General features: G+C 63.1%; 15 protein-coding genes. 7 read left to right on the top strand and 8 right to left on the bottom strand.

What is annotated here, in order from left to right:
* Positions 1–13: 13 nt before the first annotated feature.
* Both J2Y48_RS11155 and J2Y48_RS11160 read right to left on the bottom strand, forming a co-directional pair.
* Positions 14–1,963, bottom strand: a complete 1,950-nt coding sequence (locus J2Y48_RS11155) for an FUSC family protein (RefSeq protein ID WP_310417226.1) — start codon at positions 1,961–1,963, stop codon at positions 14–16.
* Entirely contained in the window at positions 1,960–2,427 is a 468-nt protein-coding gene (locus J2Y48_RS11160; RefSeq protein WP_310417229.1) for a MarR family transcriptional regulator, read from the bottom strand. The genes J2Y48_RS11155 and J2Y48_RS11160 overlap by 4 nt, the downstream gene beginning before the upstream one ends.
* Before the next feature lie 163 nt (positions 2,428–2,590).
* Between J2Y48_RS11160 and J2Y48_RS11165 the strand changes: the two genes are divergently transcribed.
* Complete coding sequence (locus J2Y48_RS11165) at positions 2,591–3,787, top strand: ABC transporter substrate-binding protein (RefSeq protein ID WP_310417232.1); 1,197 nt, start codon at positions 2,591–2,593, stop codon at positions 3,785–3,787.
* Between the two features lie 68 nt (positions 3,788–3,855).
* Here the strand turns inward: J2Y48_RS11165 and J2Y48_RS11170 are convergent, their stop codons facing one another.
* On the bottom strand, positions 3,856–4,683 hold the full coding sequence (locus J2Y48_RS11170; RefSeq protein ID WP_310417234.1) for a MerR family transcriptional regulator: 828 nt from the start codon (positions 4,681–4,683) through the stop codon (positions 3,856–3,858).
* Positions 4,684–4,891: 208 nt separating this feature from the next.
* Between J2Y48_RS11170 and J2Y48_RS11175 the strand changes: the two genes are divergently transcribed.
* Both J2Y48_RS11175 and J2Y48_RS11180 read left to right on the top strand, forming a co-directional pair.
* Positions 4,892–6,169, top strand: a complete 1,278-nt coding sequence (locus tag J2Y48_RS11175) for a 4-aminobutyrate--2-oxoglutarate transaminase (RefSeq protein WP_310417237.1) — start codon at positions 4,892–4,894, stop codon at positions 6,167–6,169.
* Positions 6,170–6,276: 107 nt separating this feature from the next.
* Entirely contained in the window at positions 6,277–7,758 is a 1,482-nt protein-coding gene (locus J2Y48_RS11180) for an NAD-dependent succinate-semialdehyde dehydrogenase (RefSeq protein ID WP_310417240.1), read from the top strand.
* A gap of 99 nt (positions 7,759–7,857) precedes the next feature.
* On the opposite strand, the gene hpaR is transcribed toward J2Y48_RS11180, so the two are convergent.
* The 3 genes from hpaR to J2Y48_RS11195 form a co-directional block, all read right to left on the bottom strand.
* Positions 7,858–8,346 (bottom strand): homoprotocatechuate degradation operon regulator HpaR, encoded by a 489-nt coding sequence (gene hpaR, locus J2Y48_RS11185; RefSeq protein WP_310417242.1) that lies wholly within the window; start codon positions 8,344–8,346, stop codon positions 7,858–7,860.
* 228 nt (positions 8,347–8,574) lie between these two features.
* A complete protein-coding gene (gene maiA / locus J2Y48_RS11190) occupies positions 8,575–9,219 on the bottom strand; it encodes a maleylacetoacetate isomerase (RefSeq protein ID WP_310417245.1) in 645 nt (214 codons plus the stop codon).
* A gap of 121 nt (positions 9,220–9,340) precedes the next feature.
* Positions 9,341–10,357 carry a fumarylacetoacetate hydrolase family protein gene (locus J2Y48_RS11195; RefSeq protein WP_310417248.1) on the bottom strand — a complete coding sequence of 339 codons (1,017 nt, stop codon included), beginning with the start codon at positions 10,355–10,357 and terminating at the stop codon, positions 9,341–9,343.
* 97 nt (positions 10,358–10,454) lie between these two features.
* Here J2Y48_RS11195 and J2Y48_RS11200 point away from each other — a divergent pair, with 97 nt between their 5' ends.
* Positions 10,455–11,024 (top strand): DUF2585 domain-containing protein, encoded by a 570-nt coding sequence (locus tag J2Y48_RS11200; RefSeq protein ID WP_405030215.1) that lies wholly within the window; start codon positions 10,455–10,457, stop codon positions 11,022–11,024.
* A 197-nt stretch (positions 11,025–11,221) separates the two neighbouring features.
* On the opposite strand, the gene hmgA is transcribed toward J2Y48_RS11200, so the two are convergent.
* The gene (hmgA, locus tag J2Y48_RS11205) at positions 11,222–12,583 is read right to left on the bottom strand and encodes a homogentisate 1,2-dioxygenase (RefSeq protein WP_310417256.1); all 1,362 of its coding nucleotides are present in this window, start codon (positions 12,581–12,583) and stop codon (positions 11,222–11,224) included.
* Positions 12,584–12,668: 85 nt separating this feature from the next.
* On the opposite strand from hmgA, the gene J2Y48_RS11210 reads away from it, so the two are divergent.
* The gene (locus J2Y48_RS11210; RefSeq protein WP_310417259.1) at positions 12,669–13,178 is read left to right on the top strand and encodes a MarR family transcriptional regulator; all 510 of its coding nucleotides are present in this window, start codon (positions 12,669–12,671) and stop codon (positions 13,176–13,178) included.
* 234 nt (positions 13,179–13,412) lie between these two features.
* Here J2Y48_RS11210 and J2Y48_RS11215 read toward each other — a convergent pair whose 3' ends face one another.
* Positions 13,413–15,182, bottom strand: a complete 1,770-nt coding sequence (locus J2Y48_RS11215; protein ID WP_310417261.1) for an EAL domain-containing protein — start codon at positions 15,180–15,182, stop codon at positions 13,413–13,415.
* A gap of 442 nt (positions 15,183–15,624) precedes the next feature.
* Here J2Y48_RS11215 and repA point away from each other — a divergent pair, with 442 nt between their 5' ends.
* Together repA and repB are read left to right on the top strand one after the other, a co-directional pair.
* On the top strand, positions 15,625–16,842 hold the full coding sequence (gene repA / locus J2Y48_RS11220; protein ID WP_310417264.1) for a plasmid partitioning protein RepA: 1,218 nt from the start codon (positions 15,625–15,627) through the stop codon (positions 16,840–16,842).
* Complete coding sequence (gene repB / locus J2Y48_RS11225; protein WP_310417267.1) at positions 16,839–17,870, top strand: plasmid partitioning protein RepB; 1,032 nt, start codon at positions 16,839–16,841, stop codon at positions 17,868–17,870. The genes repA and repB overlap by 4 nt, the downstream gene beginning before the upstream one ends.
* Positions 17,871–18,058 lie beyond the last annotated feature (188 nt).

Consider the following 18,058-nt stretch of genomic DNA (forward strand, 5'->3'; position numbering starts at 1 on the left):
ATCGGCAGGAACGTCAGGCTCGTCCGCGTTTGCCGGCCCGCTCGAAGAAGGCGAGGTTCTGCGTCATGGCGCGTCCGGCGGAGCGCAAGGGCTCCCCCTCCCCGCCCCCCTCGGCATCGAGCCGGTCCGCGGCACGCGACAGGGCGGCCGGCACGGCGCGGGGCCGGTCTGCGATATGCTCCATTCGGCCGAGGGCGAGGCGCAGCGCGCGCCTTACGCCGGCCGGCAGGGCCGGATCCTGCATCCGCTCATGCATGGAAAGGGCTGTCGCACCCAATGCGTAGACCGCCAGCCCTCCGCCGGCGGGCGAAATTCGGCTTTCGCCCGATGCCTGGCCCAGCCGCACGAGCCGCAACAGGCGATGATAGAGACGGGCGCGCCAGACAAGGCTGTGTGCTGCGGCGTCGGGCGCTGCTGCGATCCGCTGAATTTCGCGGACCATCATCGTGATCAGCGTGTCGAGGCGGCGTCGCGCATCGGTCGGAAAGATCAGTCCATAGGCGAGGAGTGCGATCGCGGGCGCTGCGACGACGGCAGCCGCGGTCGAAAGCGAGGCGTCAAAACTGCCCGACAATGGATAGGCGGGTTGCGACAGGAGGAGCAGGATCAGCACATAATCCGTTCCGCCGAGCATGGTGCGGCGGTGCGACATCGGCAGAACGCCGCTCAGGATGAATGGTATGAGCAGGAAAATAAGATCGAGTGCGGACGTCCCGAGCGGCCAGACCACCCAGCGGCAGACAAGGGCCGCAATCGCGCCGAAAAACTGCCCGGCCAGCACGTTGCGCATCATGAAAGCCGGGTTTTCGAACGTGGAGAACAGTGAGATCATCACCGAGGTGCCGAGCAGCACATAAGGGCCGGCGTGCCAGCCTGTCACGACCCAGAAGAGGCCGACCAGCACCATGACGAATCCCGCGCGGAGCGCTGCGTGCCGCGCGCCGATCCAGTCGCGATGGAGTACGACCGGGTGAAGCAGCTGACCACGATCTTCGGCGACTGCCCTGACATCTGCGGACGGATGTTCCGGTCCGATCCAGTCGCGCAAGGCCGCAGCCTGCCGCTGCAGAATATCGCGGAGCGGCGTATTTTGCTGCGCGAGTCGGATGGCTTCGTGCAATGAAGCGATCGTCTGCCCGGCGGTATTCGGATCTTCCAGCGTCCGCGCGGAACGGCTGAGCGCGTCCGCCACACCGGGAGAAAGAGGCAATGAGCGCTCGGTCTTCAGCCACAAGAGCGAGGATACCTGGGCTGCGACCACTGCCCGAAGGTTGCGTGCCGAGCGGCGGGAAGCAAGGGAGCCTGCGCCGTGCGGATCGAGCCCGTCATCGATCGCCGCCATTTCGGCAAGCAGCTGCTGCTGGTCTCGTTCGGAGATGGATGGGCTGCCACGGGCGAAAGTGGCCATTTCGGCGAGCATGCGCGCGGCCAGCCGCCGGGTGCGGCCGGCAATTTCGGCTTCGGACGCCGCAGGGGTGAAAATCAGCCCGATGACGAGGCCGACAACGACACCTGTCAGAACTGTCAGCGCCCGGTCGGCGCCGAGGGATAGAAGGTGGCCAGGATGGGCCGTTTCCAGAAGCGCGACCATGGCTGCGGAGTAACCGGCGAGGATTGTGCCATAAGCGACGAAACCGCGAAGCACATTGCCGAAGCCGGCGCAGAGGCTGATCCACGCTGCCAGCCCGACGACCAGAAATACCGGGTGCCCCTCGGCGGCAAGGACCAGCAACATGCCGACGAGCGTGCCGGCAATCGTGCCGACCGCACGGAACACGCTTTTTTCCACCAGCAAGTTGCGAACGGGCTGGGCGGCTGCGAACACGGTCATGGCAGACCATTGCGGATGCTCCAGGCCGATCATCCAGGCGATCAGCAGCGCCAGGCAGGCGCCGATCGCCGTCCTGAGGACAAAGGGAAAGCGCGACGGGATGAAACCCCATTTTGCGGCGAGCGCGATCATTCCCTGCGCTCCGATTCTTCCTGAAGCTGTTCCAGCCGGGCAGCAATCCGCGTCAACACATCCAGAACGGTCGCGATTTCCTCATCGCCGATCTCCTTCAACAGTTCGGCCTCGGCACCCTCCAGTTGCGAGCGGATGTCCGCTACTGCGGCGCGACCCGCGCTGGTGAGGAAGAGTTGTTTGGCGCGGCGGTCGGCCCTGCCTGTCCGCCTTTCGATCAACCCTTTTTCGGAGAGGATATCGAGCAGGCGCACCAGCGTCGAGCCGTCGACGCCGACAAGCGATGCCAGATCCTTCTGGGTGATGCCGTCGCCGGCGGCGGCCAGGTGGACCAACGGTTTCCAGGTGGCGTCCGTCAGTCCGGCTTCCTCGAGCCGCTTTTCGATCGCGCCCCGCCATTGGCGGGCGAGAAGGGAAAATTGGAGGCCGAAACGAAAGCGGGGCAGTTGCTGTTTCCTGTTCATGTAAGTTTGTACATTAAAATCATTTGAATATCAAATTATTTTAAATACCACCTAAATTGCCGCTGCCCACGTGGATCGGGTGCCGCCAACTATCAGTGTTGTCGCTCTTTGGACGGTGCTAAACTGAAATTTCAGTTGTCCAGCCGGGACGGAGGGGACGACAATGGCACGACGGTGGAAAACGACCTTTCTCGCGGCGCCGGCATCGGCGCTTGTCCTGCTGTCATCAACTTCGTTGGTTTGCGCCGCCTCGACGGACGAGCTTCTCGCCGCGGCGAGAAAAGAGGGCCAGCTCACCGTGATGGCCCTTCCCCGCGATTGGTGCCAGTACGGGCGCATCATCGACGGCTTCAAGGCGAAATACGGGCTGGCAGTTGAGGAACTGAGCCCGGAAGCCACGTCGGAAGAGGAGCTCGACGCGATCAGGGCCGCTCGTGACAACGGCGATCCGCAAGCGCCCGACGTGATCGACATCGGCCTGTCCTTCGCGACGTCGGCGAGGAGCGATGGCCTGCTCCAGCCGTACAAAGTCTCGACATGGGAAACGATCCCGGATGCGGCCAAGAATACGGAGGGGTACTGGTACGGCGACTATTACGGATTGCTCGCCTTTGAGGTCAACCTCGACCGCGTCTCCAGGCTGCCGACCGACTGGGCCGATCTGGCTTCGCCAGAATACAAGGAATCGGTCGGCCTTGCCGGCTCGCTGGGATCGAACCATGCCGTTCAAAGCGTGATCGGCGCCGGCCTGTCGGCCACAAGCGGAAGGATCGATGGAGCCGCCGAGCGCGGCCTGGAATACTTTGCCGAACTGAACAGGCGCGGCAATTTCGTGCCGATCGTCGGCAGCACCAAAAGCGTTCTCGACGGTCGCACGCCCATCCTGATTCGCTGGGACTATCTCGCACTTGCTGATCGCGAAGCGCACAGGGACAAGGCACGGATCGAGGTCGTCTGGCCGCGGACGGGCCTCGTCGCCGGCATCTATGTGCAGGCCATCAGCGCGCATGCCCGGCATCCGAATGCCGCCCGGCTCTGGATGGAATATCTCTATTCGGACGAAGGACAGCTCACCTTGCTGGGCGGTCATTGCAATCCGATCCGGTTTGACAGCCTCGTGCACGATGGCAAGATCCCTGTAAGCCTGCAGGAGCGGCTGCCCGATCTGGGAGACGAGAAGGGGCGCATCCGACCGGTCTTTCCAACGGCGAAGCAGCAGGATCGGGCAAGAGAGACCATCCTCAATGGCTGGGACGGCATTGTTGGCGTCACCATCGAGTGCACCCCGCCCGAGGAGGCCGAGCCGGTGCCAATGTCGCTCAACGAGCCGTCGACGCTCGTCTGCGCCGCGGTTCAATAGCCGGAATGGTCAGCATGACGCGACAGCCGCACCCCAGGACGTCGACGGGGCGGCAATGCCCGCGCGGCTCAAAATGTCGGCGGGGTATTGATCCAGATGAGCACGGTCTCGCCGTCGTGGCGGTTGCGCCAGGAATGGTGGCGGCGGCTGTCGAAATAGAGGGAATCGCCGGGGCCGAGGTCATGGAACTCGTCACCGTCGAGCACGATCTCGACGTGGCCGGAAAGCACGTGGATGAACTCCTCGCCCTCGTGGCGGTAGGCGCCGTCGCTGCAGGCGCCGGGCGAGAGCACGAAGCGATGGCAGTCCATCATGTTGCGGCCGTCGGCGAGCACCTGCACGGTGACACCGGGCGAGGTCTCCGGCCAGAATTTCCACTCCCCTGCCCGCACGACGCTCCGCCGCTCCGCCTCATCCTCGCCGGAGAGCTTCGAGACGGTGGTGCCGTAGTATGCGGCAAGATCGTGCATGACTCGGAAGGTCACGCCTTGCGAGGTGCGCTCGAAGGTGGACAGCACGGAGGTGGCGATGCCGATGTCGCCCGCCACCTGCTCCAGCGTCCTGCCGGCGGCGTGCCGCAGCGCCCGGAACTTTCGGCCGACGCCCGGCGGCGCGTCGCCCTCGCTCGCCGCCGTACCGTGGTGCGCTTCGGACTGGCCGTCCTCTGCCTCCAGCGCTTCGCGGATCGCGGCCGGGTTCAACCCCCGCTCGGCGCGAAACCAGGCGATCCGCTTCAGCCGGGCGACGTCAACGCCGCTGTATTGCCGGTGCCCGGTGTCCGAGCGTTCGGGAACAACGAGACCCTGGCTTTCCCACAGGCGTAGCGTGGACGCGGAGACGCCGGCGAGGCGCGCAGCCTCGGCCACCTTGTAATACACCGTTTCCGGCCCGTTCATGCCAATGAACCCTAATTCTTGTGTTATCCTGCCTTTATAGCAGCTTGCGGGTTGCAGCGACGGCAAGCCTTCCGGGACAGTGGAAAATTGCATCGACGGCCGCAAAAATACCCGTTGCAATCTTACAGAAAAAATGTAGCTATTCCATCCGCATCTTGCAGAAAAAATGCAAGATATGACAATTCTTCCAGAGTTAGGACGCCGTATCATGACCGCCACATCCCTTGCCGACCGTAGAAACGCCGCCATCTCCCGTGGGGTTGGCGTAACCACGCAGATCTACGCAGATCGCGCTGAGAATTCGGAAATCTGGGACAAGGAAGGCAAGCGCTACATCGACTTTGCCGCCGGCATCGCCGTCGTCAATACGGGTCATCGCCATCCCCGCGTCATCGAGGCGGTGAAGAAGCAGCTCGACCGCTTCACCCACACCTGCCACCAGGTCGTTCCCTACGAGAACTACGTCGAGCTCGCCGAGCGACTGAACGAGGTCGTTCCCGGCAGCTTCGCCAAGAAGACGATCTTCGTCACCACCGGCGCCGAGGCCGTCGAGAACGCGGTCAAGATCGCCCGCGCCGCGACCGGCCGCCAGGCCGTCATCGCTTTTGGCGGCGGCTTCCATGGTCGCACCTTCATGGGCATGGCGCTGACGGGCAAGGTCGTTCCTTACAAGGTTGGTTTCGGCGCGATGCCGGGCGACGTCTTCCACGTCCCCTTCCCGGTCGAACTGCACGGCCAGACCGCCGAGCAGTCGCTTGGCGCGCTGAAGAAGCTGTTTGCCGCCGACGTCGACCCGAACCGGGTCGCCGCGATCATCATCGAGCCGGTGCAGGGCGAAGGCGGCTTCTACCCGGCCACGACCGCGTTCCTGAAGCAGCTTCGCGAGATCTGCGACCAGCACGGCATCCTGCTCATCGCCGATGAAGTTCAGACTGGCTTCGCCCGTACCGGCAAGCTGTTTGCCATGGAGCATCACGGCGTCGTCGCCGACCTGACGACGATGGCCAAGGGCCTTGGCGGCGGCTTCCCGATTGCAGCCGTGACCGGCCGCGCCGAAATCATGGACGCCCCCGGCCCCGGCGGCCTCGGCGGCACCTATGCCGGCAACCCGCTCGGCGTCGCAGCCGCCCATGCCGTCCTCGACGTCATCAAGGACGAGGACCTCTGCAACCGCGCCACCAGCCTCGGCAACCGCCTCAAGCAGCGCCTCGAATCGCTGCGCGAAAAGGCCCCGGAAATCGTCGATGTGCGCGGCCCCGGCTTCATGAACGCGGTCGAGTTCAATGACGCGACGACGAAGCTGCCGAGCGCCGACTTTGCCAACAAGGTGCGGCTGAAGGCGCTGGAGAAGGGCCTGATCCTCCTCACCTGCGGCGTGCACGGCAACGTCATCCGTTTCCTCGCGCCGCTGACGGTTCAGGACAACATCTTCGCCGAGGCGCTCGACATCCTCGAGGCTTCGATTCTGGAAGCACGCTCCGCCTGAAAAGGCGAAGCGCAACCGACCCAATCTTCAAGGTGGCGGCACGCCCGGACAACCTGTCCGGGCGACCCCCGGTTCATGCCCAACAACGGGCCTTAGAGGTAAGTGAAATGGCCTTCTACGACGCACTGACCAAACACCTGAAGTCCGCCGACTTGCTGCGCGATCTTGGCTATGTCGACGGCAACTGGACCGGCGGAAAGGCCGCTGCGAGCTTCGACGTGCTGAACCCGGCGACCGGCGAAAAGCTGGCGACGCTGCCGGAAATGGGGGCGGCCGAAACATCCGCCGCCATCGACGCCGCCTATAAGGCGCAAGGCGCCTGGGCAGCGCGTCCGGCCAAGGAGCGCAGCGCGCTCTTGCGCAAGTGGCATGATCTGATGATCGCCAATGCCGACGAGCTCGCGGCGATCCTGACCGCCGAAATGGGCAAGCCGCTGGCCGACGCCAGGGGCGAGATCCTTTACGCCGCCTCCTATGTCGAATGGTATGCGGAAGAGGCCAAGCGCATCAACGGCGAGACGATCCCAGCCCCGTCGGCCGACAAGCGGATGCTCGTCATCAAGCAGCCGGTCGGCGTCGTCGGCACGATCACGCCGTGGAACTTCCCCGCCGCGATGATCGCCCGCAAGGTGGCGCCGGCGCTCGCCGTCGGCTGCACGGTCGTCTCCAAACCGGCCGAGCAGACGCCGCTGTCGGCGATTGCGCTGGCCGTGCTTGCCGACATGGCTGGCATTCCCGCCGGCGTCTTCAACGTCGTCGTCGGCACCGACGGTCCGGCGATCGGCAAGGAGCTCTGCTTCAACCCCAAGGTGCGCAAGATCTCCTTTACCGGCTCCACAGAGGTCGGCCGCATCCTGATGCGCCAGTGCGCCGACCAGATCAAGAAGGTCAGCCTCGAACTCGGCGGCAACGCACCGTTCATCGTCTTCGACGACGCCGATATCGATGCCGCCGTCGAGGGTGCACTCGTTTCGAAGTACCGCAACGCCGGCCAGACCTGCGTCTGCGCCAACCGCATCTACGTGCAGTCGAACGTCTATGACGCCTTCGCCGAGAAGCTGGCCGTCAAGGTGAGAGAACTTTCAGTCGGCAACGGCTTTGACAAGGGCGTCACGATCGGTCCGTTGATCGAGGAAGCGGCGATCACGAAAGTCGAGACGCACATTGCCGACGCTGTCGCCAAAGGCGCGAAGGTTGCTGCCGGCGGCAAGCGCTTTGCCGACGAAGGCACCTTCTTCCAGCCGACGATCCTGACCGGCGTCGATCGGACGATGAAGGTAGCGCGCGAGGAAACGTTCGGTCCCGTTGCGCCGCTCTTCCGCTTCGACACCGTCGACGACGTGATCGCCCAGGCCAACGACACCGAGTTCGGCTTGGCAGCCTACTTCTTCGCCGGCGACCTGAAGAAGGTATGGAAGGTGGCGGAGGCGCTGGAATACGGCATGGTCGGAATCAACACCGGCCTGATCTCGTCGGAGGCTGCCCCCTTCGGCGGCATCAAGCAGTCCGGCCTCGGCCGCGAAGGCTCCACGCACGGCGTCGACGACTATCTGGAGATGAAGTATCTCTGCATGGGCAACCTGGCCTGATGGCATAATAACGGTTGAGCCTCCCCGGGGAGGCAAAGCGGTCGGCAGTGAGGGATTGCCGACCGTCGGCAAAGCCAACGCCAGTGGCTTTGCTCGTGCCTATCGGTTGTCGTCGTCGTTTACCGTCGCCAGTTCGTTGAGCAGATCGATCAGATGCTCGACCCGTTCGCGGCCGTAGCGGGCTTCGATGTTGTCATAGATCGCTCGGCTGTCCGGCGCCACGGTGTTGATTAGCTCCAGCCCGGCCGGTTCGATCTGCAGAAGGACGCGGCGCCCGTCCCCCTTGTCCTTGTGCTTCGTGATGTAGCCTCGCTCCTCGAGCGACTTGATCATGCGGGTAAGGCTTGGCGCCAGGATGAACGCTTTTTCTGCCACGTCCGACGCGTCGAGCGTGCCGGCTTCGGCCAGAACGCGGATCACGCGCCATTGCTGCTCCGTCACGTCAAGCTTGGCCAGCATCGGCCGGAAATGGCTCATCACCGCCTCACGTGCCCGCAGCAACGCGATCGGCAAGGACCGCCGGGTGTTGCGCGGCAGCAGACGGTCGTCGGCAACAGTCGGGATTGGCAGATGGTTCGGTTCGCTCATTGGTCGTGTATCCGGTATTTTGTGCCGAAGGACAATCTGTCGCGCCCCCGCTGAGGGGCAGATCGCTGCGCAGCGATAGCTAACTTGCGAAATACACGAGTAAGGGAAGGGTCTGCCACACCCTGGCGATGACACCAGGAAAAATTTTGGCTCACTCAGCCCCACTCTGTTGATGACGGTCGGGGACACCCGTCTATTCGGCGCGGCGATTATCATGCGCACATCCGATTACTCCGCAGGCTTCACCGTGTCCGGATGCGCCGCCATGAACGCCGGAAGGCGCGAACAGGCGTCAGCGATGCGGCGGATGCGGGCGAGGCCGGTGATGTCGACGCCCCAGCGCCCGGCATTGTATAGCTGCGGCACAAGACAGAGGTCGGCCATCGTCGGCGCATCGCCGTGGCAGTAGTGACCAGACTGCGGGTCGTCCAGCATCTTCTCTACCGCTGCAAGCCCTTCGCCGATGAACTTCTTCATCCAGGCCGAGCGCACCGCGTCACCGCCGCGGGTGAGTTCCATCACATGGCCGACGACTCCGAGGTTGCAGATCGGGTGGATGTCCATGGCAACGGCATATGACAACGCACGGACGCGCTGGCGACCCGGCGGGTCGGCAGGAAGAAGTCCGGCAGCTTGGCGCGTTTCGGCAAGATACTCGATGATGGACAGTGATTGCGTTATCATCCGCCCATCGATTTCGAGTGCCGGCACCAGGCCCTGCGGATTGCGGATCAGGTGTTCCGGCAGCTTGTGCGCACCTTCCAGCAGGTTGACCAGCACGGTGCGATAGTCGAGGCCGAGCATGTTCAGTGCAATGCGCACGCGATAGCTGGCCGAGGAGCGCCAGTAGTCGTAGAGAATGGTTTCACTCATCGGCGCCCTTCCTTTGTCGAGCCGGCGCCGAGCGCTTGCTTCAGCGCCCGGCCGTACTCCGCCCGGCATCCTTCCCAGGTCCCACACCCCACGCCCGTGTCGTCCGGCACAGCCGCGGACCTCAAGTCCTTTCGGAGTGCTTCACCGTCTGCTCGATCGCGCCGAAGATCGAGTGCCCGGCCTCGTCCTTCATCTCGATGCGCACCGTGTCGCCGAACTTCATGAAGGGCGTCTTCGGCGCGCCCGTCTCTATTGTCTCGATGGTGCGGATCTCAGCAATGCAGGAATAGCCGGCGCCACCTTCCGCGATCGGTTTGCCGGGACCACCGTCGAGCTTGTTGGAGACCGTGCCGGAGCCAATGATCGAGCCGGCGACGAGCGGCCGGGTCTTGGCCGCATGCGCGACCAGCTGGCCGAAGTCGAAGGTCATGTCGATCCCGACATTGGCGCGGCCGAAGGGCTTGCCGTTCAGAGAGACGAGCAGCGGCAGATGCAGCTTGCCGCCGTCCCAGGCGTCACCCAGCTCGTCCGGGGTCACGGCCACCGGCGAGAAGGCCGACGATGGCTTCGACTGGAAGAAGCCAAAGCCCTTGGCGAGCTCGGCCGGGATCAGCCCGCGCAGCGACACGTCGTTGACGAGCATGACGAGCTTGATCGCGCGCCTTGCCTCTTCGACGCTGGCGCCCATCCGAACGTCGTCGACGATGACGGCGACCTCGCCCTCCATGTCGATACCGTAGGCCTCGTCGGCCATGACGATCGGATCGCGCGGCCCGAGGAAGCTGTCGGAGCCACCCTGATACATCAGCGGATCCGTCCAGAAGCTCGCCGGCATCTCGGCGTTGCGAGCCTTGCGCACCAGTTCGACGTGGTTGACGTAGGCCGAGCCGTCGGCCCACTGGTAGGCGCGCGGCAGCGGCGAAGCCGCCTCGTGCTCGTGGAAGCGCATGGCCGGCTGTGAGCCGGTCTCGATACCTTCGGCGACGCGGGCAAGCCGCGGTCCGGCATGGGCCCAGTCGTCGAGGGCCGCCTGCAGCGTGCGGGCAATATGGCCCACCTCCGAGCAGCGCGTCAGATCCCTCGAAACGACCACCAGCTTGCCGTCGCGGGTGCTATCCTTGAGTGTGGCGAGTTTCATGCTCTCTCCCCGATCTTGTGTTTTCCCGCACCAGTATGGCATCTTCGCCGCGACCCGTCCCTCCCCTTCGGTGCGCCCGCACCCTGCCAAGGAAGTCATCCGCGTGAACCGCACCCTGCCGAAATCGCTTGGCGTTGCCGCAGCCGCCATCGCCGTTACAGCTGTAATCCTGCACCTGATGGGGCGCATCTGGATCTGCAAGTGCGGCTACGTGAAGCTGTGGCACGGCGTTGTCGTCTCGTCGGAGAACTCGCAGCACCTGTCCGACTGGTACACGCCGAGCCATATCATCCATGGCATCCTGTTCTACGCGCTGTTTACCTGGCTGTTTCCGAAGGCGAGCATCGTCACCCGCCTGGCGCTGGCGCTTGTCGTCGAATGCGGTTGGGAGATCCTTGAAAACACCGATCTTATCATCAACCGTTACCGCGAGGCGACGATCTCGCTCGATTATTATGGCGACAGCATCATCAATTCCGCCGCCGACATCGCCGCCATGGTGCTCGGCTTCTTCCTCGCCGCACGCTTGCCGGTCTGGACGAGTGTGGCGATCATCATCTTCTTCGAGACGCTGACGATCTACCTGATCCGCGACGGCCTGGCGCTGAACATCCTCATGCTCGTCTGGCCGCTGGAGGTGGTGAAGACCTGGCAGGCGGGCGGCTGAGGGACTTGTTGGTGACAACACGTTTACAGTAGCAGTCTTCGAGAATGCGGTTGCCCTCCCCTCCCCCGTCATGCCGGACTTGATCCGGCATCCAGCACGCTCAAGTCCTAGAGCGCAATAGAGTCTTTCGCTCCGCCGACGTGGCACTGCTGGACCCCGGATCAAGTCCGGGGTGACGGAAAGGTACGTTTTCGCCATCACTTGAGGCCCGGCGTGCCGTCGAACCTGCGCTCCAGCCCGTCCCAGCAGTCGATGTAGTTGTCCTGTAGTGTCTCCAGTTCGGCGGCGAACTTCGTCAGTTGCTGGGGAAAGCGGGTCTCGAACATGAAGGCCATGGTGTTGTCGAGCTTGACGGGCCTCAGTTCCGTGTTCGAGGCCTTCTCGAACCCCATGGCGTCCGGGCCGTGCGGCAGCATCATGTTGTGCAGGCTCATGCCGCCGGGTACGAACCCCTCCTCCTTGGCGTCGTACTGGCCGTGAATCAGCCCCATGAACTCGCTCATGATGTTGCGGTGGTACCAGGGCGGGCGGAAGGTGTGCTCGGCGACCAGCCAGCGCGGCGGGAAGATGACGAAGTCGACGTTCGCCGTCCCCTCCTCGCCCGACGGCGCCGTCAGCACCGTGAAGATCGACGGGTCGGGGTGATCGAACAGGATGGCGCCGACCGGCGAGAAGGTTCTGAGGTCGTATTTGAACGGCGCGTAGTTGCCGTGCCAGGCGACGACGTCGAGCGGCGAATGGCCGATCTCGGTGACGTAGAACTTGCCGCACCACTTCACATGCACCCGGCAGGGCGTCTCCTTGTCCTCGAAGGCAGCAACCGGCGTCTTGAAGTCTCGCGGGTTGGCCAGGCAGTTGGCGCCGATCGGACCGCGGTCGGGCATGGTGAACTTGGCGCCGTAGTTCTCGCAGATATAACCGCGCCACGCCTCCCCTTCTCCCAGTCGCGAGACCTTGAACATCATGCCGCGCGGGATCAGGCAGATCTCCAGCGGCTCGACATCCATGATGCCCATTTCGGTGAAGACCCGCAGCGCCCCGATTTGCGGAACGACCAGCAGTTCGCCGTCGGCGTTGAAGAAGTAGTCGTCCACCATGTCGGCGTTAAAGGTGTAGGCATGAGCGGCCATGCCGACCTGTGTCATGACGTCACCGGCGGCCGTCATGGTGCGGATGCCTTCAAGGAAGGTCAGCGCCTCCGTCGGGGCTGGAAGTGGGTTCCAGCGCAATTGCCCGAGCGGCAGCGAATGGTCGTCCAGGCAGGGTGCCGACTTCCAATAGGGATAGCTCGCATGGGCAAAACGCTTGGTGTGACGGACGCTCGGACGGATGCGGTAGAGCCAGGAGCGCTCGTTGGTGCCGCGTGGCGCGGTAAACGGTGAGCCCGAAAGCTGCTCGGCATAAAGACCGTAGTTGCACTTCTGCGGGCTGTTCTGGCCCTGCGGCAAGGCACCCGGGAGCGCTTCCGTTTCGAAGTCATTGCCGAAGCCCGGCATGTAGTTGACGCTGTTGGACGTGGTCGTGCCTCCGGCGACCGTCTTGTCGGTCTTCTCCAGCATGCTTGCACCTCCTCTGCAAAACTGCCATATCGCAGGAATTGGTTACATTCGTAACTGTCTATTTTGTAACTATCAAGGCGGACCTATGAACCGGAGTTCCAATGGCGATATGTCGAAATATGGCGCAGGCGACGAGGATTTCGACCTCGACGCGTTCCTGCCCTATCGGCTGAACCGGGCGGCAGAGATGGTCAGCCTGCGCTTTGCCGCGCAATACAAGGCGCGCTACGACATGACCCGCCCGGAATGGCGGGCGCTCGCCGCCCTCGGCTCCTACGGACGGATGACGGCGACCGCGATTGGCGCGAACTCGACGATGCACAAGACGAAGGTTTCCCGCGCGGTGAAGGCGCTGGAGGACCGCCGCTGGCTGAAGCGGAGCCTCGATGAGAACGACCGGCGCGTCGAGCATCTGGAGCTGACCGCCCTTGGAACTCGGATCTATCGGGAGATGGTGGTTTTGGCGCACGCCTATGAGCGCGAACTTGTCGCTGTGCTCGGTGCGGGCGGATTGAAACAGCTGGAAGCAGGCCTTGGCGCAATGGAGAGCGCCATGTCGCCAAGGTCTGAACGAGGACGAGCCAGCTCGAAGTAGCGTCAGTCAGGGCCTATCGGCGGCGACGGCATCGGGGCTAACCGACTCTCCGCTTGCGGCCGGACATCGCCCATCCCCTGGTCGATCTAGCTATGGGCGGCACCTGGCAAGGAGAGCCTTGCGCCGTCAGGTTAACGGGACGATCGAGCCCTTTCGACCGACAGCGCGCGGCGGAAAACCGACGTCGGATACCTTCAAGGAAGCGCCGATTCCGTTTTCACGATACCTTTCATTTCAGGCGTTAAATGACGCAGCAAATACGTTCGCCTCCGTTGTCTTAAGCGGACGATCCTGCTGAAGCATTCTTCGCAACATTGTTGACTGGTACGCGGCCGGTACGGCTGCGACTGCCAGCGGCCTTGAGATCAGGTAGCCCTGAATCCGATCGCAGCCCATCTCTTTGAGCAGTGCCATCTGCTCTTCGCTCTCGATACCTTCCGCGGTGACGATAAGGCCGAGACTGTGGGCGAGATCGATGATGCCCCGCACGATTTTTCGATCGCTTTCGTCCACCACCAGGCCCGTTATGAAGCTGCGATCGATCTTGATGCGGTCGAGCGGCAATTCCTTCAAATGCGTGAGCGAGGCATAGCCGGTACCGAAATCATCAAAGGCGATCTCAAAACCGGCGTGATGAAGCCGGTCTATTTCTTCCCGCACCCGAACGGCCTGCTTGCCGAGGAACATGCCCTCGGTCACCTCGATCGCAATCGTGTCCGCGCCAAGCCCGCGGACGCGCAAATCTTCCAACAGGCGTTCCGTGTATCCGGGTCTCGCGAAATCCGCGGCCGTCGTGTTGATGGCGATCTTGCCGAACGGAACTCCGCGTCTCTGCCATTCGGCCGCTTGCGCGACAACCGCCTGGCGAACGAAGCTGCCGATCGAAGCGGTGATGCGATGATCGTCAAAGACCTCCATGAAGCGGCCAGGCGCAACAAGGCCGTGCTCGGGGTGCTGCCAGCGCAACAGCGCCTCCATGCTTTCCGGGGCCCCGGTCGACAGGGAAACGATCGGTTGATAGTGGAGCAGGAACTCGCCGTTCGCCAGACCGTTGCGCGCTTGTTCCTGAAGCGTCAGCCGCCGGGTCGTGGCGATTTCGAGCCCTTCCTGGAAGAACTCATAGCGATTGCGGCCAAGTCTTTTTGCACTGTAAAGGGCGATGTCAGCGTTCTTGATCAGGTCGGTCGAATTGCTGCCATCGCGCGGGAAGCGCGCAATCCCAATGCTTGCGCAAACGATCGTCTTGGCGATGTCAAGATCGAGCGGCAGCTGGATAGTCCGCTGGACATTGTCCAACACGTCCCGGAGTTCACCTTCGCCGGAAATCGACTTGAGAACGATCACAAATTCGTCGCCACCGAATCGAGCAACGATGTCGGTCGGTCTCACCGCCTGCCTTATGCGGCCGGCGATGATTTTCAGGAGCGCGTCACCCGTCTGATGACCGTATATATCATTGATATCCTTGAAGTTGTCCACGTCTGACATCGCGACAGCGGCTTGGCCGGACACGTTGGAAGCCTGCATGATCTCATGCGCAAGCGCCTTTTGGAGCGCGAAGCGGTTCAAAAGACCGGTAAGGGGATCGAGGCTGGCCGCTTCTGCCAGACGATGCTGGGCGTGTTTTTGCGCGGTGATATCAAAGCGGCAGGCGACATAGTGTGTCACTTTGCCATCGACATCGAGCCGAGGAATAATTGTCGTCGCCACCCAATACAATGAGCCGTTCTTGGCTTTGTTGCAGATCTCTCCTCGCCAAGTCTGCCCATTCCGGATGGTGCGGAACATCTCTCCAAAAAACGGCCTGTCATGGGCGCCGGAGTTGAGCAGGCGGTGGTTCGCGCCAATCAATTCCTGCTGGGTGTATCCGCTGATGTCACAGAATTTCTGATTGGCATAGAGGATCGTGCCATCGGGATCGGTGACGGCAACGATAAGGACGGCATCGACCGCATCGATCCAAAACGCATCATCATGCCCGGCCGAGGCCCGGTCATGATTCAAGGAATGTGCAAGGCTGTGTCCGGTGTGGGGTTTCGAAGGGTGGGGTCCATCTGCGGACTGGAGAGGTGGTGCAGGTTGGCGCACGGTATTTTCAATTCTTTTGTTATTGCATTCAATTGCGAGGTCGCAGCCGCATCAGCCCGCCAGAATCGGGTTTTCCGCGGTCGATTGAGGCTGGAGCCGGGGTCTTCCTCCGTTTCCATTCACAAACGGTAAATTTTTAAGCCGCGAATACTTCGGCGTGGCGCGTTATCCCCTCCCCTCCCCATTCCTTCCTACAGCGAGAGAGCGGTGTCGTCGGAATTGCGGCGCAGCACGGAGGCACGCGGCTGTGGGCGTTAACCTCTTGTTAACGATAAAGGGTTTGACCAAGCACGCAAATCAGTTGAAAAACAGTCGCGACGGATTTTTTCCGCTTTTCCTCCACTAACCGTCGGACATCATGGACAATACACTCAGACGCCCCCAGGACCTTCCCTCCTCTGCCGACCGGATCATGCGCCATTCGCAGCTGCTGTCGGCCCAGTTGCAGAACCTTCGCCAGCAGATGTACCCGCCGGAAGCGATGAAGTCGCTGAAGACCTTCTCGTCGAAGGATGCGGCGGCACTTCTCGGCGTCGCCGAGTCGACGCTGCGGCAGATGTCGCTCGATGGCGCAGCCGTGGTCCCCGATCGGCAGGACAATGGCCGGCGCGTCTACACGCTGGCGCAAATCAACGAGATCCGCACCTATCTGGCCAATCGCCGCCCGGCAGACGCGCTCGATTTCCTGCCGCGCCGCCGCCCGGGCGACAAGCTGCAGGTGCTGGCGATCGCCAACTTCAAGGGCGGCTCGGCCAAGACGACGACGACCGTGCACCTGGCACATTATCTGGCGCTCCAGGGCCTGCGCGTGCTGGCGATCGACCTCGATCCGCAGGCGTCGCTGTCCACCATGTTCGGCTATCAGCCCGAATTCGACGTCGACGCCAACCAGACGCTCTATGCGGCGATCCGCTACGACGACAACGAGCGCCTTCCGCTGTCCGCGGTCATCCGCAAGACCTATTTCGACGGCGTCGACATCGTGCCGGGCAATCTCGAGCTGATGGAATACGAGCACGAGACGCCACAGGCGATCGCCAAGGGCCTGTCGCGCGGCGATGGCATGTTCTTCCGCCGCCTGAAAACGGTGCTTGGCGAGGTCGAGGACGATTACGACGTCGTGCTGATCGATGCCCCGCCCCAGCTCGGATACCTGACGCTCGGCGCGCTCTATGCGGCGACCGGCCTGCTGATCACGGTCCATCCGGCCATGCTCGACGTGGCCTCAATGAACCAGTTCCTTGCCATGACGAGCGACCTGCTCGGCGTCATCGAGGATGCCGGCGGCGTGTTGGAGCATGACTTCATTCGCTACGTGCTGACGCGCCACAATCCGCACGACGTGCCGCAGGTGAACGTCGTTGCGCTGCTGCGATCCTTGTTCGGCGAGGACGTGCTGGCCGCATCCGTGGTCGACACCACGGCCATTGCCAGCGCGGGGCTGGAGAAGAAAAGCCTCTACGAGATGACCCGGGGCAGTGTCGGCCGCGACACGCTCAACCGGGCGCTCGAATCCGTCGATGCGGTCAACGCTGAGATTTTCCGCCACATCAAGATCGTCTGGGGACGCAAATGAACAACGCCAGTGACCGCTCCAAGAGAATGAAGGCCATGTTTGGCGGCATCAATCCGGAAGAGCTTGCTGCCGCCGTCGCCCCCTCGCCGCTTTCGCAATCGGGCCGCCGCGTCTCCTCCGGCGCGGTGCGTTCGATGCAGGATTCCTTCTCGGCGATCGAGGACGAGAATGTACGGTTGCGCGAGCAGATCGCAGGTTCCGAGGCCGTGATCGAGATTGCGCCGGAACAGCTCTCACCCTCCTTCGTGCGCGACCGCATGGACGAGCAGGCCGATCCCAGCCTCGATGAACTGGTCCGCAGCCTGCGCGAGCACGGGCAGCAGGTGCCGATCCTCGTTCGTCCGCACCCGGACCGGACCGGCCACTACCAGATCGCCTATGGTCATCGCCGCTGGCGCGCAGCGAGCACGCTGAACCGGCCGATCAAGGCGATCGTGCGCGACCTCTCCGATGACGCGCTTGTCATCGCCCAGGGCAAGGAGAACAGCGAGCGCAAGGATCTCTCCTTCATCGAGCAGGCGTTGTTCGCCCAGGAATTGAAAGAACGCAGCTTCGACCGGCAGACGATTGCCGCCGCCCTCGGCCGCAGCGAGGACAAGGGGCTCGCCTACATCTCGATCCTCACATCGCTAGCCGCCACGCTGGCGCCCGAGATCGTGCGCAAGATCGGGCCGGCGCCGAAGACCGGACGGCCGAAGTGGGAAAAGCTTGCAGCACATTTCTCTGAGCGCAAATTGCCGGCCGGGCGCTCGTCGGCGGCAAACGGCCTGATGTCCTCCGACAAGTGGCTGAGCGCCGACAGCGACGCGCGCTTTGCCATGCTGCTTTCACTGTTGGAGGCAAAGGAGAAGCCCGCGTCTACCAAAAGCGCGATCAAGGACGAGGCAGGGCAGGACGCCGTCGTAATCGAACGGGCCGGGACCGTGACGCGGTTTGCGATCGACGATCGACGGTCGCCGGGGCTTGCCGAGTGGCTGGCGGCGGAGTTGCCGGCGCTGATGGCTCGCTTCGAGCGGGATCGGACCTAACCAACAAGAGCGGGCGAGGGCGGCGCATCCAGCCGCCCTTGCGCTTTTCGGCCGGCGGCCGAACTAGACCCAATGCGGCCATTCCGACTTCAAGGTCCCGGGAAACGCTGCGCCGGTCGCGGCAGACGCAATTAAGCCGTAACACCCAGGGCTGAACGGTCAATCCCAGCCTAGCACGCTGAAAATGC

This window comes from Mycoplana sp. BE70 (assembly GCF_031455855.1).
In the GTDB taxonomy this organism is placed as follows: Bacteria; Pseudomonadota; Alphaproteobacteria; order Rhizobiales; family Rhizobiaceae; genus Mycoplana.

What these genes read in the sequence shown, in the direction of transcription:
- J2Y48_RS11170 (WP_310417234.1), bottom strand. Translation starts at nt 4,683, where the DNA reads ATGAACGGGCCGGAAACGGTGTATTACAAGGTGGCCGAGGCTGCGCGC.
- repB (WP_310417267.1), top strand. Translation starts at nt 16,839, where the DNA reads ATGAACAACGCCAGTGACCGCTCCAAGAGAATGAAGGCCATGTTTGGC.
- hmgA (WP_310417256.1), bottom strand. Translation starts at nt 12,583, where the DNA reads ATGCTGGAGAAGACCGACAAGACGGTCGCCGGAGGCACGACCACGTCC.
- J2Y48_RS11180 (WP_310417240.1), top strand. Translation starts at nt 6,277, where the DNA reads ATGGCCTTCTACGACGCACTGACCAAACACCTGAAGTCCGCCGACTTG.
- J2Y48_RS11175 (WP_310417237.1), top strand. Translation starts at nt 4,892, where the DNA reads ATGACCGCCACATCCCTTGCCGACCGTAGAAACGCCGCCATCTCCCGT.
- J2Y48_RS11160 (WP_310417229.1), bottom strand. Translation starts at nt 2,427, where the DNA reads ATGAACAGGAAACAGCAACTGCCCCGCTTTCGTTTCGGCCTCCAATTT.
- hpaR (WP_310417242.1), bottom strand. Translation starts at nt 8,346, where the DNA reads ATGAGCGAACCGAACCATCTGCCAATCCCGACTGTTGCCGACGACCGT.
- repA (WP_310417264.1), top strand. Translation starts at nt 15,625, where the DNA reads ATGGACAATACACTCAGACGCCCCCAGGACCTTCCCTCCTCTGCCGAC.
- J2Y48_RS11195 (WP_310417248.1), bottom strand. Translation starts at nt 10,357, where the DNA reads ATGAAACTCGCCACACTCAAGGATAGCACCCGCGACGGCAAGCTGGTG.
- J2Y48_RS11165 (WP_310417232.1), top strand. Translation starts at nt 2,591, where the DNA reads ATGGCACGACGGTGGAAAACGACCTTTCTCGCGGCGCCGGCATCGGCG.
- J2Y48_RS11155 (WP_310417226.1), bottom strand. Translation starts at nt 1,963, where the DNA reads ATGATCGCGCTCGCCGCAAAATGGGGTTTCATCCCGTCGCGCTTTCCC.
- maiA (WP_310417245.1), bottom strand. Translation starts at nt 9,219, where the DNA reads ATGAGTGAAACCATTCTCTACGACTACTGGCGCTCCTCGGCCAGCTAT.
- J2Y48_RS11210 (WP_310417259.1), top strand. Translation starts at nt 12,669, where the DNA reads ATGAACCGGAGTTCCAATGGCGATATGTCGAAATATGGCGCAGGCGAC.